Raw genomic sequence first — 25,401 nt, forward strand, 5'->3', positions numbered from 1 at the left:
TACTTGCAACGCCTTTTTACCTAAAGTTTCTACTACCGAAATAGCAGCAAAATGGTTTGAATAAAACCCACAACCACCCCTAAAACACCACCTAAATTAACAATGGCTTGCAATTCACTTTTGACAATACCTTGAATTGCCAGTTCAAGGTCTTCGGCAGAGGTGGCCTTTACCCGATCTATAATGACTTGGTCGATATTTAAAATCGGAATTGTTTTAGCCACAATATTTTCAAGATCCCGCTCTAAATATCGCTCCAAAATCAAGGCTAGCTCGACACTGACAAGCTGTAAAGATGAACTCACCACCGCCGAAGAACGTAGCCGGCTCAGAATTAATTTGGCAATATTTTCCCAGTCGAGAGATTGCGTTAATCCCGCCATTAAGTCTGTGCCGCGACTTTGAATATAACCACGAACACTATCTCGCAGCGTTTTGCGTAACTGTCGCACGGTAGAAACCGGCAGATTTTGCAAAGAAACGTTTTGCAGCCACTCTTTCAAGCGCGAACGAACTCCCAGAGATTTAATTAATTCTGCTAAGCGAGCGTTTGCCTCTTCTTTCTCATCTAAACAAAAAGTCCGCAGACGCGTTAAGGTGTTACGCAAGCCAAGCAAATTGGCAACCACCCAATAAGTGCCACTGGCTTTTTCCCGAAAGCCTTCATCAATTACTTGAATATTGCGATCCGTTAAAAAATCGACCAAAGCCTGACGCAACACTTCTGGGGGTAGCACTGCCTGAAGCAGCCAATCTGAAAGCTGGCTTGCTTGCGCTTCACTAAGCTGGAAGTCTAGTAAAACTTGGTCAAAAATTTGATTGAGTTGTGCTTCTAAAAAATCTTCGCGACGAGCTAAAACTTTTAGAATTCGGGGAAAAGATTGACCTAGCAAATCGCGCATAACACCGGCCATAATTTTGGCGGTTTTCTGCTCAGTATCCGACCTTACTTGATCAAGTGCTAGTTGTAGTAACCAAAGAATTGCCGCTTGCATTCGTTCTGTTTCTAGCAAGCGACGCGCCAAGTTTTGCAGTTCTTGTGGCGTCAGCAACGATCCCATAATCGTGCTGGAAATTTTATTGGCTAAACGCTCTTGGTTGGCAGGAATTAAACCCGGTGTAAAGGGGATCTGCCGGCCAAAGGCATAGTAAGCTCGGTAAGGACGAAATAACATCTTGATGGCTATATCGTTGGTGAAATAGCCAATAATGCCACCGGCGATCGGCGGGGTGAGATAAAGCCAGAGATCAGAAAGGTTCATCAGCTATCAGCTTTTTGTCATTTGTCATTTGTCAGGCGTCCCCAGTCAGGTGTCTATTGCCTTCTCAGTTGCCGGTTGCCAGTGGTTTTTGTAGGAACCGCTAACCGATGACGACATGGTGACGAATGACCGGCCCTTTAGGGTGGTGTAACCTGAACCAATGACAGAGAGTTATTTAGTAACGACTAATACTCCCATCATGCCACCTGCTATCGGGTAGTGTGTTGCGCCGGCAAAACCGGCTTGATGGGCCAACACCTCTTGCTCGCTGCCGGTGGGAAATTTATCTAAGCTGGGACTGATGTAAGCGTATTCCTCTGTCAGGCCAAAGTGCTGCGCCATTGGCACCACAATATTGTTCAGATACCACTGCTGGGTGCTTCGCAGCAGCGGGTTGCTAGGCCGGTGAAAATCGAGAATGGCGGCTTTGGCTGCCGGCTTGAGGACGCGGTGCAACTCTTGCAGACACCGGCAGATATCTGTAACATTCCGCAACCCGTAACCCACCGTGGCGGCGTCAAAATAATCGTCGGCAAAAGGCAAATTCAGCGCGTCTGCCTCAACCCAACTAATCGCAGCCGATGGCCACAGCCAAGGTTTCTCGCGTTTTTGCGCTACCGCCAGCAAAGCCGGGGAAAAATCCACCCCATACACATGGCCGGCAACCCCGACTTGCTGGGCCAACACCTGTGCGAGATCGCCGCTGCCGCAGCACAAATCCAGGCAAGTATCTCCAGAACTCGCACCACTCCACTTCACCGTCATCTGCTTCCAAATGCGGTGCTGGCCCACACTCAGCCGGTCATTCATTTGGTCATAAACCGGCGCAATGCGGTTGAATATCGCTTGAACTTGTTCAGCACTCATCGGGCATTAAACCTCTTGCAAAAATCTTTCAGTACCCATTAACACATCGCACCAACCATTAACGCATCTGTGTATGCCTGCCGGCACGCTGCGCTATCATCTTTGGTTAAAAAAGACTTTTGCCAGAAGTGTACGCAGAGTGAGTAAAAATCACTCCCGTCCCGAATAAGATGAGCCTAATAGAGGACAAGCGACGGTGTAACTTACCTTTAGCGGGTGCTGTTGAGCGCCAGGGCCACCTGCTTGGCGGATAAATGAATCAGGGTGAGTTCGTCTTCTCTCAGGCTGCAAGGTTGCTTCCACTGCAGCGATAACAGTGCCAAAACCGCGTCTCGGTAAGTGACGGGGATCACTAAATGGGCTTGGATACCTGAAGATTGGTAATGAGCCACATCGGCCAGTTCTGGTTCCGCCGGCACGTTCACCGATCCTTGGATTTTATGAGAAGCCATTGCTTCACTAACCAAGGGATCGCTCGCCAGCCAGTTGTCTTCCATGCCATCTGCGCTGTAGGTGCCTTGGCTGGACGCTAAAGCACTGCTTTCCACCAGTTGCAAGATACAGACATCGGTGGAGAAGCTTTTGCCAAATGCCGTTGCAATCGGTTCTAAACAAGCTTCTGTGCTGTCAGCATCTTGGGCGACTTGCAAAATCGTTGAGATTAGGTTGGTTTGCGTCTGGGCGCGGCGCAAATCTTCCATGCGTTGCATTTGAACGTCGTAGTTTTCTGCCGCCCGTTCCACCACGGCTTTTAGTTCATTGGGGTCCCAAGGCTTGGTGATGTACTTATACACCTGTCCGGAGTTAATCGCTTCGACCAAGTCTTCGATGTCGGTGAAGCCGGTTAAAATAATCCGCACAGTGTTCGGGAACTGAGGTAACGTTTTTTTAAGAAATTCCGTTCCCTTCATTTCAGGCATCCGTTGATCGGAGATGATCACGGCCACCTCGCCCTCTTGTTGCAGCACTTCCAAGGCGCGAACCCCGCTTTCCGCCTTGAGTACCTGAAATTCACGGCGGAAGGTGCGGTAGAGCAGGTCGAGATTATCAGGCTCGTCGTCTACCACCAACATTTTTGGTTTTTTCGGTCGCGCTAGACTCATTAACTGGCGTCTAATGGTTTCAAGTTCTGGAATAGCATTATCCATACGTTATAACAAACTCCTTAAGCAAATCTGGATTGGCAACCGAATCCTTTAATAAATGCTAACTATGATTGATGGCGCAGTGAATGAGTCATCTAGATGTCTTTACGTTTTGCTCGCTCAAACTTTCATTCATGACTTGTCCCCTACGCCCTTCACCAACATAAACCTTTTATTGATCCAGCTATACATAACTTTATGATAATGTTGGCTTCACAATATCTTTATATAAAGTTCCGCAACAACTCGGATTCAATTTAATTGCGGACAGGTTAAGACTGTAGATAACAAATGCAAGGCTTGAGTAATTTCTAGGAGTGTTTGTTGGGGCTATCGATTTTATAGGCCGACACCGGCTCTGTGAATAAGGAATTTCCCTTGGTAGGGTAGCACAACTGTGCGAACCCTTTGCGGTCAGAGGCCCGGTGACACCGGCATCTTTGCCCCAATATTTGGCACGCGCCAGCCACCCCTGAACTTTAAATCGGTTTGACTCAGGCCAGAAATCTCGCGGATATTTTTGTAGCTACTAAGGGTAAGGATAGAGGATGATGCCACTATTTGACGAAAATCTGCTGTCTTTTGGGAACCAATCGCTGAATCACACTCCCAATTTATTGCCAGCAGATGCCGGTGGTGCCTTGTCCTCTGGAATTCACCCGTTCTTGCCACCGGCATCTGGAAGTTTACCTGACAATCCGTTCCTTGGTCTTACAGAAAGCTCTGCCGGCACCAATCAGACAGAAGAATTTGATTCACAATTTTTTCTAAATGTCAATAGTTTGCCGCTCAAATCTGCGGTGGCCAGTCGCCCCTGGGGACAAGATCCACTAACAGGAAGTGGCGATTTGCTAGTTGGCAAACCGGCAGATGTGGCGGCGGTTGGCGAGATTATTTTTGTTGACACAGCCGTTGAAGATTACCAAAGTTTGGTTGCCGGCATTCAAGCAGGGACGGAAGTTGTTATTCTCAATCCCAACCGCAACGGCACAGATCAAATTAGTGAAGTTTTAGCGCAAAAAACCGATATCTCTGCGGTTCACATTGTCTCCCACGGTGAACGCGGAAGTTTGAGATTAGGTAACTCAACTTTAAATTTGGCCGGGATTACCGAAACGCAACAGTGGGCAAATGCCCTGAACCCAGATGCAGATATCCTGATCTACGGTTGTGATGTGGCATCGGGGGCGCAAGGTGAAGCTTTTGTCGAAAAACTGAGGGAATTAACCGGCGCGGATGTTGCCGCCTCCACAGATAAAACCGGCAGCGCAATAGAAGGTGGAGATTGGTTGCTGGAATACGGGGCTGGCAGCATTGAAACAGACTTGGCATTTAACGAGCCGGCCAGGTCAGCTTATGACTCGGTTTTTGCCGTTATTAATTCAATCGGCCAATCCACCTTTGCTTCTAACGCAACCTTTGGGGGCACGTTAATCGGTGGGTTGTCGGGCATTACGTACAATAGTGCGAACAATCAATATTACGTGATTGCCGATGCTCGCAACATCCCAAGCTCACCCGGCCCGGTTCGTTTTTATACTTTTAATATAAATGTCAGTTCTGGAACCCTGGCAGCCGGAGGCGCAACGGCAACGGGTGTGACATTACTGGGAAATCCGGCACCCTTTGCTGCGAACACGAGTGATACCGAAGGAATTGCCCTTGCACCCGGTGGGACAACCGCATTTATCTCTTCAGAAGGGGTTTTTAGTGGCAGCACCCCTACAGCACAGCCGTTTATCAACGAGTTCAATATCGCAACAGGAGCTCAAACTTCAACAGTGCTGCCGATTCCGAGCAAGTTTACTGCCACAAACACCACCAGTGGCATTGTCAGCAACGCAGCCTTTGAAAGCCTCAGCATCAGTCCAAGTGGGCAGTTTTTGTTTACAGCAACGGAAAACGCCTTAAAACAAGACGGTGCAGTTCCCACCGCTTCCACCGGCACCCGTTCTCGGATTTTGACCTATAATTTGGCCACGAGCACGGCAGGCGCGGAATATCTTTACAACACGCAAGCCGGTAACGGAATTTCTGAAATCTTAGCGCTCGATAACACGACGCTGCTGGTGCTGGAACGCTCAATGAACCCAACAGCTGGAACAGGGAGTTTGCGGCTGTACCAAGCATCTTTAACCGGCGCAACCGATATTTCAGGCTTAAACGCCCTCACCGGCAGCCCGACAGCGGTTAGGAAAACGTTAATTGCCGATTTTGTGACTTCGGGTTTCCCGATTAATAATTTTGAAGGGATGACACTTGGCCCGACCTTGCCGAGTGGGAAGCGCTCGCTTGTTTTGGTCAGCGATAACAACTATACGATGACCACACAGGTTGCGGCATTTGCCGTTAACAGCGCCCCGGTGCTGGATAATACCGGCAGCCCTACCTTAACGGCAATTAATGAAGATGAGCCGGTAGCCTCGAACACCGGCACACTGGTTTCTACTCTCATTGGTAGCAGCATCACGGACTCTGACGCTAGCGATGCGAAAGGCATTGCGGTGACAAGGTTAAGTACCACTAACGGCACTTGGCAGTATTCGACGAACAGCACCACTTGGACAAGTTTAGGCACTCCCTCTGAAAGCGCAGCGCGGCTTTTGGCGGCAGATGCGAATACTCGAATTCGGTTTATCCCGAATGCCAATTACAACGGCGTTGCGGGTAATATTACATTCCGTGCTTGGGATGGCACAACCGGCACGAATGGCGCTGCGGCAAATATTACGACTCTGGGAACTGGCGGGTTAACGTCTTTTAGCACCGCAACGGAAACCGCCAGCATTAGAGTAAATGCCGTGAATGATGCGCCGCTTCTCACCCTTCCTGGCGCTCAAACGATTAACCAAGATACAAATTTAGCGATTTCTGGCATTAGTACCGCCGATATCGATGCCGGCACAAGAAATTTACAAGTGACGCTTTCTGCCAACAATGGAACTCTCACTTTTAGTTCACTCACGGGCCTTACTTTTTCAACGGGTGATGGCACGGCGGATGGCAGCATGACTTTTGCTGGATCTCTGACCAATATTAATGCCGCACTTGCAAATCTCATATATCGCAGCCATTCAACCTATTCCGGAATTGATAACATCAACCTCAGTGTCAACGACTTGGGGAACATCGGCACGGGAGGCGCTTTAACGGCATCGGGTTTTATTGCGGTTAATGTTACTTCTGTAAATTGACGGCAGAAGGTGCGGTAGAGCCGGTCGAGATTATCAGGCTGCGTCGTCTAATACCAACATTTTTGGTTTTTTAAGTCACGCTAAATGCTAACGACGATTGATGCCGGCAGTGAATGAGTCATCCAGATGTCTTCACATTTTGCTTGAGTGAACTTTCATGGATGACTTGTTCCCCTGCGCCCTACAGCAACATAAACCTTTGCGTGATCTGGTTTTACAGAACTTCATGATAGTATTGACTTCACAATATCTTTATATAAAGTTACGCAACAACTCGGTTTCAATTTAATTGCGGACAGGTTAAGACTGTAGAGACCAAATGAAAGGCTTGAGTAATTTCTAGGAGTGTTTGTTGGGGCTATCAATCCAAGAGGCTGACACCGGCTCTGTCAATAAAGAATTTCCCTTGGTCGGGTAGCACAAATGTGGTGCCTTCTTGTTGTAAGAGGCCACGGTTTCAGCGGCATCTTTGCTCCCACATTTAGTACGATCTAGCCACTCCTAGACTTTAAATGGGTTTGACTCAGCCCAGAAATCTCGCGGATATCCGTTGTTGTGCAGCTACTAAGGGTAAGGATAGAGGATGATGCCACTGTTCGATGAAAATCTGCTGTCTTTTGGGAACCAAACGCTGGATCACACTCCCAATTTACTGCCAGCAGATGCCGGCGGTGTCTTGTCCTTTGGAATTCAGCCGTTTTCGCCATCGGCAGTTGGAAGTGCGCCTAACAATTTCTTTTTTTCCTTAATAGAAAGCATCGAAGAATTTGATGCACAAGTTTTTCCAAATGTCAATTATTTACCGAACACATCTGCCGTCGCCAATCCCATCGGGGGGCAAGATCCGCTAACAGGAATTGATCTGCGGGAAATGAGGAGTGCCGGCAATTTGCTACTGGGTAAACCGGCAGATGTGCCGGCGGTTCGCGAGATTATTTTTGTTGACGCAGCCGTTGAAGATTACCAGAGTTTGGTTGCCGGCATTCAGCCTGGGGCAGAAGTTGTCATCCTTGACGCCAACCGCAACGGCACAGATCAAATTAGTGAAGTTTTAGCGCATCGTGCTGATATCTCTGCGCTTCACATTGTCTCCCACGGTGAACCCGGAAGTTTGAGATTAGGCAACTCAACTTTAAATTTGGCCGGTATTGCTGAAACCCAACAGTGGGCAAATGCCCTGAACCCAGATGCAGACATCCTGATCTACGGCTGTGATGTGGCATCAGGGACGCAAGGTGAAGCTTTTGTCGAAAAACTGGGGGAATTAACCGGCGCGGATGTTGCCGCCTCCACAGATAAAACCGGCAGCGCAATAGAAGGCGGAGATTGGTTACTGGAATACGGGGCTGGCAGCATTGAAACAGACTTGGCATTTAACGAGCCGGCCAGGTCAGCTTATGACTCGGTTTTTGCCATTATCGATTCAATCGGGCAATCCACCTTTGCTGCAGACGCAACCTTTGGGGGCACGTTAATCGGTGGGTTGTCGGGCATTACTTATAATAGTGCGAACAATCAATATTATGTGATTGCTGATGCTCGCAACAACGGAACTGGCCCGGTTCGCTTTTATACTTTTAATATAAATGTCAGTTCTGGAACCCTGGCAGCCGGAGGCGCAACGGCAACAGGGGTGACATTACTGGGAAATCCGACTGCCTTTGCTGCGAACACCAGTGATACCGAAGGAATTGCCCTTGCACCCGGTGGGGCAACTGCATTTATTGCTTCAGAAGGGGTTTTTAGCGGCACCACGCCTACAGCACAGCCGTTTATCAATCAATTTAATATTGCAACCGGCGTTCAAACCTCAGCTTTGCCGGTTCCTAGCAAGTTTACTGCAACCGCCGGCACCAGTGGCATTGTCAGCAACGCCGCCTTTGAAAGCCTCAGTATCAGTCCCACTGGGCAATTTTTGTTTACAGCAACGGAAAACGCCTTAAAACAAGACGGTGCAGTTCCCACCGCTTCCACCGGCACTCCTTCCCGGATTTTGACCTACAATTTGGGCACTAGCACAGCCGGCGCAGAATATCTCTACAACACGGATGCCGGTAATGGAATTTCCGAGATATTAGCGCTTGATAACACAACCCTGCTCGTGCTGGAACGCTCAATGAACCCAGCAGCCCAAACGGGCAGCTTGCGCTTATACCAAGTATCCTTAACGGGTGCGACAGATATTTCAGGCTTAAACGCCCTCACCGGCAGTCCTACAGCGGCTCAGAAAACGTTGGTTGCCGATTTTCAGACAACAGCGGGTTTTCCGATTAATAATTTTGAAGGGATGACACTTGGCCCGACCTTGCCGAGTGGGAAGCGCTCGCTTATTTTAATCAGCGATAACAACTATGGGGCCGGTTTTCTTCAGCTTGCCACACAGGTTGCAGCATTTTCCGTGAATAGCGCCCCTGTGCTGGATAACACCGGCAACCCGACTCTCACAACTATTAACGAAGATCCGATCATCAACACCGGCACACTGGTTTCTACCCTGATTGGCAGCAGCATCACTGACTTAGACTCTGCCGATCCAGAAGGCATTGCTGTGACAGGGTTAGACACCACCAACGGAATTTGGCAGTATTCTACTGACGGCACCACTTGGACAAGTTTAGGCACTCCCTCTGAAAGCGCAGCGATGCTTTTGACGGCAGATGCGAATACCCGAATTCGGTTTAGCCCGAATGCCAATTACAACGGCGTTGCGGGTAATATCACATTCCGCGCTTGGGATGGCACAACCGGCACCAACGGCACTACGGCAAATATTACGACTCTGGGAACTGGCGGATTAGCTTCTTTTAGCACCGCAACGGAAACCGCCAGCATTACCGTAAATGCCGTGAATGATGCGCCGGTTCTCACGGTTCCTGGCGCTCAAACGATTAACCAAAACACAAATTCAGCAATTGCCGGCATTAGTCTAAGCGATATTGATGCCGGCACGGGCAATTTACAAGTTACGCTTTCTGCCACCAATGGAACTCTCACATTTGGTACGCTTACTAGCCTCACTTTTTCAACAGGTGATGGTACGGCTGATGGCAGCATGACTTTTACGGGATCTCTCACGAATATTAATAGCGCACTTGCCAATCTCACATATCAAGGCAATGCAAATTATTTCGGAATTGATAACATTAACCTTAGTGTCAGTGACTTGGGGAACACCGGCACGGGAGGCGCTTTAACGGCATCGAATTCTATTGCGGTTAATGTGACTGCTGTTCCCTACGCTGCCGGTTCGGTACTGATCAATGAAGCGGTTACCGATCCTCAGCGAGACTGGAGTAGCAATAATTTTAATGGTGTTGTGGGTGCTGGTGCGATTACTGCCGGCACCGATGAATGGGTGGAACTTTACATCAGGCAAGCCGGTTTAGACTTAACAAACTGGACAATTGAACTTCTTGACGGCACCAATGTTTTCGGCAGTTTGAGTAATAACGGTGCATTTCAGTTTTCTAATTACATCAGTGCCGGTGGTGGTAGCTTCACGAATACTGCTGCGGGAGATTATCTCGTATTGGGAGATGTAATTGGCACCGGCGCGATGAACGATAATATTACGCTGGTGATTAAAGATCACACCGGCACGATTATTGATCAAGTAATTGTGGGTGGTGCCGGTGCGCCTAGTGGCGTTGCAACGGGGGTTACGAATGAAGCAGTTGCTCGTGTACCGAATGGCAATGATGCTATTGACTTTCGCAAGCAAGCGGCAACACTTGGCACGTCTAATAATATTGGACAGTTGGCTTTAGCAGAACATATTTCCGCTCAAGTTAGCGATCAATTTGCTGCACCAACTTCACTTGTGCCGGCGGGGACTGTTTTGCACCGCTTCCGTCTCACTGCTACGAATGAACCTATTAACATAAGCAATCTCACATTCACTGCCTCACAAACTGGCATTGCGAATACAGATTTTACCGGCTTGCGGCTAGTTCAAGATGCCAATAATAACGGTGTCGATGATGCCGGTGATGTGGTAGTGGGAACGGTTGAAAGTCCGGTAAATATTGCGGATGGTTTGACATTTAGCAATATTACAGCGCCGGTTGGAACGAGTAATTATTTATTGAGTACCGGAGTTAATAATTTACTCGCCGGTGATCGCTTAACCTTTAATTTAACAACGGCAAATATTACGGCTGCCGGCAACACAAGTTTATTACCTTTAGCAACCACCGGCACGGTTTCTGGCACGGTTCATACAGTAGATGTGCCGCCACTTGCGGTGGTTATTAACGAAGTTGCTTGGATGGGAACGCAGGCTGCGGCGACGGATGAATGGATCGAACTTTATAACCCAACAAATAATGCAATTGACCTCACCGGCTGGACATTACAAAGTTCGGGGGGAGGAACACTTAATTATACTATTCAAAATGGAGTTATTGCAGCGGGTGGATATTTCCTTTTAGAGCGCACAGCAAATACAACTGTTAGCAATATTGCAGCGGATGCTATTTTTACAGGTGGAATTAATAATACCGGCGGAATCTCTTTAGTTTTAAGAGAAAGTGCCGGCAATACGATTGACACCGCTAATGGAAATGGAGGTGCATGGCCGGCAGGTTCTAACACAGCAGCAACTGTTCGGTTTACAATGGAGAGGATCGATCCGACTTCTGCTGATATTGATGGCAATTGGTTAACAAATACCGGCTTAATTCAAAATGGGTTAGATGCCGGTAATAATGCGATTCATGGCACCCCAAGAGCGCAAAATTCGGTATATGCAATTCCGGAAGTTGTGATTACCGAATCTGGGGGAAATACAAATATTGCGGAAGGCGGAGTCACGGATACTTATACAGTTGTCTTAAAAACTCCAGTTACAGCGCCGGTGACGATTAATTTAGGGACAGCTTTTGGGCAAACAAGTGTTAGCAACCCATTTTTAACGTTTGATATCAATAACTGGAATATAGCGCAAACTGTTACGGTTTCTGCCGTTGATGATACGACTCTTGAAGGCAACCATATCGGTACTATTAATCACGTTGCTAGCAGTTCCGATTCGCGATACAACGGCATTACTATCGCTTCGGTTAATGCCAACATTACCGATAATGAATCAACCCCACCAACGATTAACTTTTCAACCGGCCCGCTCAATTATACTGAAAATAGTGGTTCAGTATTAGTGGATGCCGGCGCGACTGTAACCGATCCAGATTCACCTGATTTTAATGGCGGTGTTTTAACCGTACAATTTGCCAGCGCGACAGGTTTAGCCGAGGATAGTTTATCCATTCGTAACCAAGGAACAGGTGCCGGTCAAATAAGCATTGTCGGTAATGTGGTAAGTTATGGAGGAGTCGCAATTGCTACCTTTAGCGGCGGGACAAATGGCACGACACCTTTAGTCATTAATTTCAACAGCAATGCTAATATCACCTCAGTTTCGGCATTGCTGCAAAATATCACCTATCAAAACAGTTCAGAAAACCCCTCAACTGCTTCCCGCACCTTACAATTCCAAATGACGGATGGAGATACAGGAATTGGACTGCCGGTAAATAAAGCCATTAATCTGACGGCAGTAAACGACGCGCCAACGATCAGCGCCATCGCACCTCAAACCACAAATGAAGACACTACAACCACTCCCATTACTTTCACAATTGGGGATATTGAAACCGCAGCAGATGCTTTAATTTTGACTGCAATTTCATCTAATACAACTTTAATTCCCGATGCAAATATCGCGTTTGGCGGATCGGGAAATAACCGCACTGTCACCATGACTCCCGCCGCGAATCAAAATGGCAACGCCACAATTACAATTAATGTTAACGACGGCATCGCAATTAACAGCACAAGCTTTAATTTAACCGTTGATGCAGTAAACGATGCGCCGGTTTTAGCCACAAATGCCGGCTTAACTTTAACTGAAGGTACGAGTGGAATTATTAACACCGGCACATTACAAGTAACGGATAGTGATACTGCGCCGGCACAACTGATTTACACGGTTAGCAATTCACCAACTAACGGCACTTTATTCTTAAACAACGTCGCCACAACCAGCTTCACCCAAGACGATATCAGTAACAACCGCATCACTTATCTGCACTCTGGAAATGAAACCGCATCTGACAGCTTTACTTTTACGGTTTCTGATGGCACAAATACCGTAGGCGCTTCCACGTTTAATTTAACCATCAATGCAGTTAACGATGCGCCGGTTTTATCAACCAATGCCGGCTTAACTTTAACTGAAGGTAGTAGCACAACTCTCTCATCAGGAGTATTACAAGTAACAGATGTTGATACTGCGCCGGCACAACTGATTTACAGCGTTACCAATTCACCAACTAACGGCACTTTATTCTTAAACAACGTCGCCACAACCAGCTTCACGCAAGACGATATCAATAATAACCGCATTACTTATTTGCATTCGGGAAGCGAAACGAGTACAGACAGCTTTATCTTCACGGTTTCTGATGGTACAAATACCCTAGGCGCTTCTACGTTTAACTTCGTTATCAATGCAGTAAACGATGCGCCGGTTTTAGCCACAAATGCCGGCTTAACTTTAAATGAAGGTACGAGTGGAGTTATTAACACCGGCACATTACAAGTAACGGATAGTGATACTGCGCCGGCACAACTGATTTACACGGTTACCAATTCACCAACCAACGGCAGTTTATTCTTAAATGGAGTCGCTACAACCAGCTTCACCCAAGACGATATCGATAACAACCGCATCACTTATCTGCACTCTGGAAATGAAACCGCATCTGACAGCTTTACTTTTACGGTTTCTGATGGCACAAATACCGTAGGCGCTTCCACGTTTAATTTAACCATCAATGCAGTTAACGATGCGCCGGTTTTATCAACCAATGCCGGCTTAACTTTAACTGAAGGTGGAAGCGCAAATGTCTCATCAGGAGTATTACAAGTAACAGATGTTGATACTGCGCCGGCACAACTGATTTACAGTGTTACCAATTCACCAATTAACGGTACTTTATTCTTAAACAACGTCGCCACAACCAGCTTCACGCAAGACGATATCAATAACAACCGTGTCACTTATTTGCATTCGGGAAGCGAAACGAGTACAGACAGCTTTATCTTCACGGTTTCTGATGGCACAAATACCGTAGGCGCTTCTACGTTTAACTTCGTTATCAATGCAGTAAACGATGTGCCGGTTTTAGCCACAAATGCCGGCTTAACTTTAAATGAAGGTACGAGTGGAATTATTAACACCGGCACATTACAAGTAACGGATAGTGATACTGCGCCGGCACAACTGATTTACAGCGTTACCAATTCACCAACTAACGGCACTTTATTCTTAAACAACGTCGCCACAACCAGCTTCACCCAAGACGATATCAACAACAACCGCATCACTTATCTGCACTCTGCAAATGAAACCGCATCTGACAGCTTTACTTTTACGGTTTCTGATGGCACAAATACCCTAAGCGCTTCTACGTTTAACTTCACCATCAATGCGGTAAACGATGTGCCGGTTTTATCAACCAATGCCGGCTTAACTTTAAATGAAGGAACAAGTGCAAATGTTTCATCAGGAGTATTACAAGTAACAGATGTTGATACTGCGCCGGCACAACTGATTTACAGCGTTACCAATTCACCAACTAACGGCACTTTATTCTTAAATGGAGTCGCCACAACCAGCTTCACGCAAGACGATATCAATAACAACCGTGTCACCTACTTACACAACGGCAGCGAAACCACAACTGACAGTTTTACTTTTACAGTAAGCGATGGTGCAAATACGTTGAATGCTGCAACTTTTGCAATTAATATCACGCCTGTAAATGATACGCCGGCAGCTAATAACGACAGTTATATTGCAACCGAAGATACTCCCCTCACCGTTACTTTGGCAAACAGTGTTTTAACCAACGATACGGATGCAGAAAATAACTCCCTAACAGCACCATTAGTAACCAACCCAAATAACGGCACAGTTGTTTTCAATGCAAACGGCACTTTCACCTACACTCCCAACGCAAACTTTGCCGGCACAGATAGCTTTACTTATCAAGCAAGTGATGGTACTGCCAATTCAAATATTGCCACGATTACCCTTACGGTAAACCCGGTTAATGACGCGCCGGTTGCTGTGAATGACAGCTATAGCACTAACAAAAATCTCCCCCTCACCATAGCCGCCGGCACCGGAATTTTAGCCAACGATAGCGATGTTGAAAATAACCCCTTAACAGCGGTACTAATAACGGAAACAAATAATGGCACACTGAGCTTAGATTCTAACGGTTCCTTTACCTACACACCGAATGCCGATTTTATCGGAAACGACAGCTTCACCTATCAAGTAAACGACGGTTTGTTGAATTCTAATGCTGTGACTGTCTCCATTACCGTTAACGAGGCAAATGCAGTGCCGGTGTTGGCGAGAAATGCCGGCTTAACTTTAAATGAAGGTGCCGATGTCATTCTCACTTCTGGACTATTACAAACAACCGATGCAGATAACCTGCCGACACAGTTAATTTACACAGTCACGGCTTCCCCAACTAACGGCACTCTGTTATTAAATGGAGTCGTCACAACCAGTTTCACCCAAGACGATATTGATAACAACCGCATTACTTACACACACAACGGCGGAGAAACGACTCCCGATAGTTTCACTTTCACCGTTTCTGATGGTGCCGGCGGCAGTATTAACAGCACAACGTTTAATATTACTGTCAACCCGGTAAATGACGCACCCGTTTTAGCAAGCAATGCCGGCATTACACTGCTCGAAGCGGGAAGTTTTACCCTTACCAATAGCCAGTTAAACGTAACTGATGCAGAAAATAACCAGCTCACTTACACGCTGACAAATTTGCCGATAAATGGTGCGTTAAACTTAAATGGCGTGGCGCTAAAAATTGGCGATATTTTTACCCAAACAGATATTAATAATAGCTTGCTTTCCTACACCCACAACGGAAGTGAAACGACAAGCGACAGTTTTAACTTCACCGTTTCTGATGGTGCCGGCGGATCACTCAGCAATACATTTAACATCACAATAAATCCTGTGAATGTTGCGCCGGCAGCCAACAACGATAGCTTAACGCTGAATGAAAATGCGCCGGCAACGACAATTAACGTACTAGCAAATGATACCGATGCCGACGGAGATCCGCTAACAATTGCAAGTTTTACTCAACCCAGCAACGGCATCTTGCTAAGCAATGGCGACGGCACCTTCTCCTACACCCCCAATTCCAACTTTGCCGGCAGCGATAGCTTTACCTACAACATCAGCGACGGCAAAGGCGGCATAGACACCGGCATTGTCACCCTTACTATCAATCCAATTCCCACACCCACACCGGAACCAACTCCCACACCAATTCCGACACCGGAACCGACACCGGAACCGACGCCAATTCCCACACCGATTCCGACACCGGAACCGACGCCAATTCCCACACCCACACCGGAACCAACTCCCACACCAATTCCGACACCGGAACCAACTCCTACACCAATTCCGACACCGGAACCAACTCCCACACCAATTCCGACACCGGAACCGACGCCAATTCCCACACCAATTCCGACACCGGAACCGACGCCAACACCAATTCCCACACCGATTCCGACACCGGAACCAACACCCATCCCCACGCCTTCTCCGGAACCGGCACCCATTCCCACTCCCATACCAATTCCTTCCGAGTCTCCACTGCCGAATAACCAGCCGGGGACAACGCCAAATGCCGGTTCTGGTGCGTATTACTTTGAAAATTTCTTCCAGTATTTCGCAACTCGTCAGCGAGATTTTATCAACTTATTCTTTGATGAAAACTACTATCTTGCTAATAACCCTGACGTTGCCGAAGCGGTTGCAAAAGGCGTTTATCACACCGGCTTTGAACATTTCTTAGATTTTGGATTATTTGAAGGTCGCAATCCCAGCGAACTCTTCGATAATCAGCAATATGTATCCGCCAATGCTGACGTTGCCGAAGCCATCGCTGCCGGTGTTTATCAGAGCGGTTTTGAACACTTTATTCAGCACGGATTGTTTGAAGAACGCGATCTAAAATTGCTGCTGTTTGATGAAGCCTATTATCGAACGATGAACCTTGATGTTGCCGAAGCCATTGAAAGCGGTGTCTATGATAGTGGCTACGAACATTTCATCAAGCACGGTCAATTTGAGGGAAGAAACCCCAGTATTCTGTTTAACGAAAGCTATTATCTTGCCCAAAATCCTGAAGTGGCTGCTGCTGTCGCTGCCGGCACTTATCGTTCTGCGTTTGAGCATTTCATCCAAGTTGGTTTATTTGCCGGCTTAAATCCTAGCGCTTTATTCGATAACCAAGCCTATCTCACCCAAAATCCTGAAGTGGCTGCTGCTGTGGCTGCCGGCACTTATCATTCTGGATTTGAGCATTTCCTAAAAATCGGCTTATTTGAGGGAAGTTCGCCTCAAATATTGCTGAGTAAGCAAATGTTTGCTTTTGAAAGCATGACCGAGTATTTATCAACTGCCGGTCGAGGAGCAGTGGCTTTATTCTTCGATGAAAATGTTTACTTAGCTGAGAACCCAGATGTCAGAGAAGCCATTGCAAACGGCGATTTTAACACAGGGTTAGAACACTTTCTCAAATTTGCGCCGCCGCAAGGGCGAGGCTTAATTTCCTTATTCTTTAACGAAGAAACTTATCTTGCTGAAAACCCTGATGTCGCCTATGCAGTCGCGCAGGGAAGCTATGTCAGCGGGTTAGAACACTTCTTGCAATTTGGTTTATTTGAAGGCCGCGATTCCCGATTCTTATTATTTGATGAACGCTTCTATCTTGCCAATAATCCAGATGTTCAAGAAGCAGTTGATAAAGGTGTGTACCGTAGTGGGTTTGAACATTACGAACGCTATGGACAAGCTGAAGGGCGAAATCCTAGCAATTTATTTGATGAAAAATTCTATTTAGCAGAAAATGCTGATGTGGCTGAGGCTGTAGCTGCCGGCATTTATCGCAGTGGGTTTGAACACTTTGTTGAGCATGGTTTGTTTGAAGGGCGCAATCCCAGCGCTTTATTCGATAGCCGGCGCTATTTGGCTGAAAACCCAGACGTAGCGGAGGCTGTCGCTGCTGGAGAATACCGCAGTGGGTTTGAACAATTCCTGAAGGTGGGTTTACAAGCTGGGCGCGACTCGCAGTTTTTGCAGTTTAATGAAGCGGCTTATTTAGCAGCAAATGCAGATGTAGCGGCTGCTGTGGCGGCTGGAGTTTACAGCAATGGGTTTGAACATTTCAAACGGTTTGGCCGGTTTGAAGGTCGTGCCGGCTTGATTGGATAGAGGCTGAAATTCAGACATACAGTTAACAGCTTGATAGTAATAAATGGGAGATTTTAAGATGCTTACTAAAGGTTTAGTTTCTCGCGCTCATTGTGTAGATTAGGGAGGACTTCTTGAATTAACAGATCAAGGTTAATGTAAAAGAATACTTTACCTTCCGGTGTGTTAATTAGGTTTTGGATAGCTGGTGCGAGGTTGCCTTGCCGGTATAATTCCGGAATTTCACTAAATTGGTCTTTCGGTACTTCCAAAATAGCCGGCATTTCCGGAATAGGAATCCCAAGCCGTTCGCCCTGATAAACAGTGCAGACGATGAGATAGTGACGTTCTCGCTCATCATGACTGCTAATAAATAGCGTTGATAAATCAATAATTGTAATCGTTTCATCGTGGTCTCGTACCAACCGGCAGCCGGTTTGAAGTGTCCCGTGAGCAGTAAATTCCTTAAGAACACGCTGAACCCGCTCAATCGGAATCGCATAGTATTCGCTTCCCAATTGAAAGGTAACAAGTTTCTGAACTGCTATTCGAGAGCGTTCATCGTGCCTAGTGCGAAATCGGCGGCTGTACTTAGGACTATTCATTGTTATTGATAAGTAAGTGGAATAACTATGAAAACTTCGCTTGTAAAAACCGTCTTACATAAACACATTAAACCATCCTCTATGCCTAACGGCACGCTGCGCTATCATCTGCGTTTATCTGCGTGCATCTGCGGTAAAAAAAAAACCTTTTTAACTCACTCCTTCACTCCTTCACTCTTTAACTCTTTCACTCAGAACTCAGGACTCAGGACTTAACATAACCGGCAATCAATTGAGCAATCACTTCTAATAAATGTGGCTCACTATAAGGCTTCGTAAAATAATGAGAAGCCCCTAATTCCAAAGCCGTTTGCCGATGTTTCGCCCCACTGCGGGAAGTGAGCATCGCCACAGGGATAGCAGCAAACTTGGGATCAGACTTAATCTCACGTAACAATTCAAATCCATCCATTCGTGGCATTTCAATATCAGCAATCACTAAAGAGAAATCCACATTTGTCTGCAATTTTTCTAAAGCATCTTGACCATCTTTCGCCTGAACCACCCGATAGCGTGCGCGTGTTAACGCAAGTCCTAGGAGTTGGCGGATCGCGTAAGAATCATCCACCACTAAAATTTGCGGCTGTGACTTAGAAGGAGGCAACACCGGCACCGTCGCCGCCTGTCTAGCATGGCCGGCTGTTGGTCGCTTATCGGGAACCGCAACGGCTGTGGCATTTCTCGTCTGAAATTGACTGACTAAATCATCCACATCCAGAATCGTGACCACCCGACCATCCCCCAAAATCGTACAGCCAACCACCCCATGAGGCTTAGACAAGGGGGCCGGCAAGGGTTTTACGACAATTTCCTGCTGACCCACAATGCGCTCAACAGCCGTTGCCAAAATCCCTTCACTAGACGCTAAAACCAATACAGGGATGTAATCTTGAGCGATGGGATCGGGAGAAGGGCCATCAGGATGAAGAATGCTGTAGTGAATCAACTCCTGTAAACGCACCAAGCGAACAAATTCATCCCGCCAGCGCACCATCGGTTGGGTGCCGGCCCTGTGGACTTGATGAGCTTGAAGGTGCAAAATCTCTTCCACCGCATCCAAAGGCACCGCAACGGTATTGCGATCCGTTTTCACCAGCAACGCCTCCGTGATGGAAAGCATTAGCGGTAGCTTCAAAATAAAACTGGTGCCTTTCCCCGGACGTGAGTCTACTTTCACCGTTCCCCGCACCTGCCGCAGATTGGTGCGAACCACATCCAAACCCACACCTCGACCGGAAAGATCCTGCACTTTATCCACTGTGCTAAACCCAGGCCAAAAGAGAAATTCATAGAGTTCAGCCGTGGAAAGCTCTTGCGCTTGTTCCACCGTCATAAACTCTTTTGCCACAATTTGCCGGCGAATGGCTTCTGGATCAATGCCTTTACCATCATCCGTGACCGTAATAATGGTTTGACCGCCTTGATGACGCGCTTCAATTTCAATTTGGCCACTTGCCGGTTTCCCGACGGACTTGCGAACCTCCGGCGGTTCAATTCCGTGATCAAAGGCGTTACGAACCAAATGCACTAAAGGATCACGCAAAGCATCAAGCAAGCTTTCATCAATTTTTGTATCGCGTCCCAACAGCAGCAAATTCACTTCTTTATTGTAGGCTTGGCACAAATCTCGCAATGCTCTAGGCACATGATCCACCGCCCGACTAAACGCCACCACCCGCAGTTGCATCACTCGTGACCGCAGTTGGTCTGTAATGCGACGTAAATGATCGGTACTGCGCTCAAATTTGCTGGCTAACTCATCAATTTTACTCGCTGATTGGGAGATTGCTTGAGTGGTTTCTATCACTTCTTGAGCTGTGGAGTGGAATTCTGTATATTCATCCATCTCCAAACTATCGAATACCGAATTAAGAATTGATAAGGCAGATTTTTTTAAACCTATTTCTTCATTTTTAACTCTCCACTCTCCATCTCCTATACTCATCCGATCATACTCTTCCCGCAGTTGACCGCCGTAGTGATTTAAATCTAAAATCTTCCGGCGAATTCGCTTGACTTCTGAGCGTAATTGTGATTCTTGAAGTTCTAAATTTGTTCGATTAATCACCAATTCGCCGACCAAATTTACCAGCTCAGTCAGGCGTTCCAAATCAATCCGAATCGTTGGTCGCTGTACTGTGGTTGACGAGATAGGATTCGGTGCTGGGGGTTGGGGTTGCGGAATGACAACGGTTTCTTCTGCTGGAATGATTTTTTCTTCAGTTTTTAGCACCTCAGCTTCTGGGATCTGGGTGGAAACTAAATCTGCCTCCACCTGTACTTCTGCAACGGCTGCCGGCACATTAATCGCCTGCCCAGCACATATTTGCTCACGGGCCGTTTGCAAATTTTGTGCAACCGCCCATCCTGAAGACTTCAACTGTTCTAAACTGAGATTAGGAGCATCAATTAAAGGGCGCAAGCGGTCAGTAATTTCTCCAAATTCGGGCAATTGCAGCATTCCCGATAGCCCGGAAAGCTGATAATAAATTTCATTAATAACAACTAAAGTTTTGTCTAAAGTCTCTGTTTGCGCTTGGGAAATTTCTGATTCTAAGCGATTGATAATCGGCGGAACTTCATTTTCAAAGATGGCTTTAAGCAGGCCGGCACCGGCAGGATTTTTAGCAGCCGATACAGCAGGGGTAGTTTTTTTGCCAAATTCAGTTTCTAACTGTTCTTTAATCTGAGCAATTGCTTTAAAATCTTCTTCTATATTGCCGTCTCCTGACGAAGATTTACTGGTGATTTTTTTAAGGTGATCCACTCCTTCCAGTAAAGCTGTAATCGTTGCTTGGTTGAGGTTCGATATATTTGTTCCATCACGCACAATGGCGAAGCAATCTTCCAGTACATGAGCCGCTTTGGCAAGTTCTTCAAAGCCAAACATTAAAGCCGATCCCTTAATGGAATGAGCGGCGCGAAACATTTCCTTGACCAATTGCAAGCGAACGTCACTGGCGCTGCTGCTTTCCATCGCTAATAAATTTGTCTCTAGCAATTGGAGAAATTCCTGAGTTTCGCCAAAAAATGCACCAATTAGCTGATGAAAATCTTCAGAGTTCATGAGATTTTATTGCTCATTTGTCTTTCGTCTGAGAATTGCGAGGGCGAACTGATTGCAAAATTATTAGCGATTTTGCAATCAGTTTAATCGCTAACTACGAAAATTCGCCACAGAACTTTGGAGTTTAGTGACTGTAACAGCTAACCCATCAAGGGAAGTGCGAACTTCCAAAGATTTTTCCGCAGTGGTGGAGGAAATTGTGTTAACTTGTTGCATACTGCTGGCAATTTCTTCGGCAAAAGTTACCTGCTTAGTAGCAGCACGGGTAATGTTTTGGACAAGGGCATTAATTTGCCGGCTGACTTCAATGATAGCAATTAAATAAGTTTTGGCTTCTGTTGCTAATTGCGTGCCGGCAACGACTTCTTGAGTGCCGGCTTCCATTGCCTGCATCACCCGTCCAATTTCGCTGCGAATTTGCTCGACAATCTCGGAAATTTCCTCAGTCGCACTGCCAGAACGTTCCGCTAATTTTCGCACTTCTTCCGCAACAACCGCGAAACCTTGCCCCTGTTCGCCGGCACGTGCCGCTTCAATCGTTGCATTCAAAGCCAGTAGGTTTGTTTGTGCAGCAATTTGAGAAATAGAGGTAACAATTTTCCCAATTTGTTGTGAAGACTCACCCAAGCGTTTCATCATTTTAGAGGTTTGGGCAATCGTTTGGCGGAGCGTATTAATTCCTTCAACTGCCCGATCAACCGCAACGCCGCCGGCACCGGCTGTTTCGGATGCCTGCTGGGCAACTTGTTCGGTGCGGTTGGAAACATCACAAACATCTTTAATCGAATTAACCATTCGCTCAATTTGTTTGAGTGCTCCCTCAATTTGCTGCGCTTGCATCCGAGCTTGTGTGGCTAATTCATCTGTGTTGGTAATCGATTCACTCGTGGCAGAACGAACTTGATTTGCCACATCCTGAATACCGATAACAACTTTTCTCAAAGAACTGATCAGAAAATTAAAAGAATCCGCAATCGCTCCCAAGCTATCATTATTCACTTCAGCTCTGACTGTTAAATCTCCTTTAGCGGCCCCTTTCACTTCATTTAACAGTTTCAGCGCTTGCTGTGTAAGCGAATCTGCTTCAGCTTTGCGTTCGGCAGCGAGTTTTTCCAGTTGTTCCTCAGCAAATTGACGCTCGGTAATATCGAAACGAATGCTAATATATCTAACGATCTTGCCGAAGGGATCAAAGATCGGCGCGATGGTTGTGTCTACCCAATACAATGAGCCATCTTTGCGCTTATTTTTGATTTCTGCTTTCCAAACTCTCCCACGAGAGATCGTTGTCCACATCTCTTTAAAAAACGCGCTGGAGTGATAGCCAGCATTGAGAATCCGATGGTTTTGCCCGATCAGTTCTTCCTGTGAATAACCTGAAATTTCACAAAATTTGTCATTGGCAAATGTGATTGTTCCTTTTGCATCGGTTTCGCTGACAATGGCTGCCTCATCCAGGGCATTTTGGCGGTTTTTCAGCTCTTGCAACAATCGTTCCTGCTCGCCAGCCAACTGTTGCAGGCGTTCTTGGGCTTCCTTGGCCGACGTTATATCATAGAAAACAACAACGCCACCTTTCGCCACACCCGTTTCATCTTTTAGGGGGCTGCCATTAACTCTCGCCCAAATGCCTTCTGGTGCACCGGCATGACGGATTAATAATTCGCAATTGTCAACGACTTCTCCCCGGATTGCTCTAGCTAGGGGTAAATCGGCATCTGGGTAGCGCGTTACTCCATCAGGTAAATACAAGCCGTATTGCTCTGACCATTTGTTTGGGGTTATCGTCTTCTCACCTAAGCTAACCCCCATTATTTTTTCTGCTGCAGGGTTGAATAGCAAAAACTTGCCATTTTGATCGGCCACCATTACCGCATCCCCCATGCTGTTGAGGACAGACTGCAAAATTTGGGTTTGCTGGCGCAGATCCGCCTCGGAACGCGCTAATTCAGCGGCTGCTTGCTGCAATTCGGTTTCTGCTTGTTTGCGTTCGGTGATGTCATCGTGGACACCAACCCACTCTCGAACTCTGCCGTCATGCTCTAGGATTGGCACAGCCCGAACGCTCATATATCTGTATATACCGTCGTGCCGGCGCAACCGATGCTCTACTTCATAAACGCTGCGTTTAGTCAAGGCAACAGACCACCCTTGTGAGGTGTGGGCACGGTCTTCGGGGTGAATAGCGCCCAGCCACCCCCATCCTTTGTGTTCGCTATAAGTTTGGCCGGTGAAAGCAGTCCACTCAGTCTGTTCTGTGATAAATTCACCTTCGGCATTGGTAGACCAAACGATTTGAGAAGTCGCGGCGACTAAAGAGCGATAGCGCTCTTCTTTTTGGCGCAGGGCGTCTTCTGCCTGTTTGCTGTCGGTAATATCGCGGGCGATGGCGTAGATCAATTGATGTTCGACAGAAGCAAACGCATTCCAAGACAACCATCGATAGGAGCCATCTTTGCAGCGATAGCGATTTTGAAAAGATAGGGTGTCAGTCCCTGTCGATAATTTTTCAGATTCAGCAAGGGTTGCCGCTTGGTCGTCGGGATGGACAAACTCCACAAAAGGCCGGCCTATCAGTTCCTCTGTGGTATAGCCTAAAGTCCTTGTCCAACTGGGGTTGAGACGCTTGAAGGCACCATCAAAGCCGGCGATGCACAGCAAATCTAGGGAAAGGGTAAAGAAGCGATCGCGTTCTTCGGTAGAACGGCTTAATTCATTGCTGCGTTCGCTGATACGCGCTTCGAGTTCCTCATTGAGTTTACGAAGATCCGCTTCTGCTTGCTGACGTTGATTATCCAGCAATCCTAGGGATTTGGCATTCCACCAAATCAGGCCGGCAAAAACGACGATATTCAGGCTCGCCAGCAAGGAAATAGCGACTTCGGTGTCGTAAGACTTGGCACGATAGCCGTTTAAAATCAACCAACCCAAAATCGGTGGAACTGCAATCACTGCCGGTGACAGTTGCCGCACCATCAAACCGCCGGCATTATTCGCGGTGCCAATCACCATTAATCCCCGATCTGGACGAGCAAACAAAATGCCTAAGCTCAGCAGGATAAAGCCTAAAGCAGCGTGCAAGGCCATTTGGGTATAGGAACCAATGCCATACAGGGTTTTGACTTGATAAACGTAACCCAGTAACCCCAGCAATGCCACCAACAAGCCGATCAGGCTGAGAATTTGCATGGACTGGTAGTAGGCATAGGGTCCAAGCAACAGCAGCAGTGCCCCTCCCAAGATGACAAAATTGAAGGCTGTATTGGGTGCCATTCGGCCTGGGGCAGAGGTGCCAAAGGTGTCTGTTGAAGCTTTAAAGAGAAGTTCGTCGATGCCGAAGTTTCGCCCCAAGCCATACTGGAGCAAGGTCAGCAAACCGACGGCGAGAACAGTGCCGGCTAAGATTTGCGCCCACAGGCGCTTAGACTGGTCGGTGGGATGCCGGTGCCATAGCCACAACGCTGTGCCACTCAGGATGAAGCACGCTGCTGCGTTGGCTTTCATCGTGACTAACCCAGGCAATACGGTTTTGAGGGTGGGGATGTTTAACATCCAACCCACAATGACGATACTGCCAATGACAATAACGGCTACACTGGCTTTTCGAGAAAAGGTTTGGAGTGAAGGAATAAGGTTTGGGGTCTGCGCTTCCTGAATTTGCGGATATATCTGTTCCATTTTTTCGCCTCCTTAATGAATGTTTCTCTGGAGTTTTTAACGCTTTAACGGCATAAAATCTTAAAAACTGATTATTTTGTAAAATTATCTAAATTGCCAAATGTTTTAACTGATCACTTAGTTACAAAATATTAAGTTCAGAGAACACTAAGTTATCTAACGCTTCCCCTTTAACTTTTCAAGGTAAAGCGGTTGTTGCACTGAATCCACCCTGACTCACACCGTCATCCCGCCCTAGCCGGCACTTCACACCCTTTACACTTCCC

Annotated in this window: 8 protein-coding genes; 2 read left to right on the forward strand and 6 right to left on the reverse strand. The window is 47.0% G+C overall.

The genetic code is table 11. The annotated features are described in order from the left end of the window. Nucleotides 1-32: 32 nt before the first annotated feature. The 3 genes from H6F73_RS15105 to H6F73_RS15115 form a co-directional block, all read right to left on the reverse strand. Nucleotides 33-1,262, reverse strand: a complete 1,230-nt coding sequence (locus H6F73_RS15105; RefSeq protein WP_190759507.1) for a DUF445 family protein — start codon at nt 1,260-1,262, stop codon at nt 33-35. A gap of 171 nt (nt 1,263-1,433) precedes the next feature. Continuing rightward, nucleotides 1,434-2,129 (reverse strand): bifunctional demethylmenaquinone methyltransferase/2-methoxy-6-polyprenyl-1,4-benzoquinol methylase UbiE, encoded by a 696-nt coding sequence (ubiE, locus tag H6F73_RS15110; protein ID WP_190759508.1) that lies wholly within the window; start codon nt 2,127-2,129, stop codon nt 1,434-1,436. A gap of 209 nt (nt 2,130-2,338) precedes the next feature. Next, nucleotides 2,339-3,277, reverse strand: a complete 939-nt coding sequence (locus tag H6F73_RS15115; protein WP_190759509.1) for a response regulator — start codon at nt 3,275-3,277, stop codon at nt 2,339-2,341. Between the two features lie 545 nt (nt 3,278-3,822). On the opposite strand from H6F73_RS15115, the gene H6F73_RS15120 reads away from it, so the two are divergent. Further along, a complete protein-coding gene (locus H6F73_RS15120; protein ID WP_190759510.1) occupies nt 3,823-6,468 on the forward strand; it encodes an esterase-like activity of phytase family protein in 2,646 nt (881 codons plus the stop codon). A 583-nt stretch (nt 6,469-7,051) separates the two neighbouring features. After that, nucleotides 7,052-17,806, forward strand: coding sequence for a cadherin-like domain-containing protein (locus tag H6F73_RS15125; protein WP_190759511.1), 10,755 nt, complete (start codon nt 7,052-7,054; stop codon nt 17,804-17,806). A 65-nt stretch (nt 17,807-17,871) separates the two neighbouring features. Here the strand turns inward: H6F73_RS15125 and H6F73_RS15130 are convergent, their stop codons facing one another. The 3 genes from H6F73_RS15130 to H6F73_RS15140 all read right to left on the reverse strand — a co-directional run bounded on the left by H6F73_RS15130 (nt 17,872) and on the right by H6F73_RS15140 (nt 25,135). Continuing rightward, nucleotides 17,872-18,390 (reverse strand): chemotaxis protein CheW, encoded by a 519-nt coding sequence (locus H6F73_RS15130; RefSeq protein ID WP_190759512.1) that lies wholly within the window; start codon nt 18,388-18,390, stop codon nt 17,872-17,874. A 205-nt stretch (nt 18,391-18,595) separates the two neighbouring features. Beyond that, nucleotides 18,596-21,457, reverse strand: a complete 2,862-nt coding sequence (locus H6F73_RS15135; protein WP_190759513.1) for a hybrid sensor histidine kinase/response regulator — start codon at nt 21,455-21,457, stop codon at nt 18,596-18,598. A gap of 90 nt (nt 21,458-21,547) precedes the next feature. After that, nucleotides 21,548-25,135: a PAS domain S-box protein gene (locus H6F73_RS15140; protein WP_190759514.1), complete on the reverse strand. Its 3,588-nt coding sequence runs from the start codon at nt 25,133-25,135 to the stop codon at nt 21,548-21,550. Nucleotides 25,136-25,401 lie beyond the last annotated feature (266 nt).

It is taken from the genome of Microcoleus sp. FACHB-68 (assembly GCF_014695715.1).
GTDB lineage: Bacteria > Cyanobacteriota > Cyanobacteriia > Cyanobacteriales > Oscillatoriaceae > FACHB-68.

What these genes read in the sequence shown, in the direction of transcription:
- H6F73_RS15105 (WP_190759507.1), bottom strand. Translation starts at nt 1,262, where the DNA reads ATGAACCTTTCTGATCTCTGGCTTTATCTCACCCCGCCGATCGCCGGT.
- ubiE (WP_190759508.1), bottom strand. Translation starts at nt 2,129, where the DNA reads ATGAGTGCTGAACAAGTTCAAGCGATATTCAACCGCATTGCGCCGGTT.
- H6F73_RS15115 (WP_190759509.1), bottom strand. Translation starts at nt 3,277, where the DNA reads ATGGATAATGCTATTCCAGAACTTGAAACCATTAGACGCCAGTTAATG.
- H6F73_RS15120 (WP_190759510.1), top strand. Translation starts at nt 3,823, where the DNA reads ATGATGCCACTATTTGACGAAAATCTGCTGTCTTTTGGGAACCAATCG.
- H6F73_RS15125 (WP_190759511.1), top strand. Translation starts at nt 7,052, where the DNA reads ATGATGCCACTGTTCGATGAAAATCTGCTGTCTTTTGGGAACCAAACG.
- H6F73_RS15130 (WP_190759512.1), bottom strand. Translation starts at nt 18,390, where the DNA reads ATGAATAGTCCTAAGTACAGCCGCCGATTTCGCACTAGGCACGATGAA.
- H6F73_RS15135 (WP_190759513.1), bottom strand. Translation starts at nt 21,457, where the DNA reads ATGAACTCTGAAGATTTTCATCAGCTAATTGGTGCATTTTTTGGCGAA.
- H6F73_RS15140 (WP_190759514.1), bottom strand. Translation starts at nt 25,135, where the DNA reads ATGGAACAGATATATCCGCAAATTCAGGAAGCGCAGACCCCAAACCTT.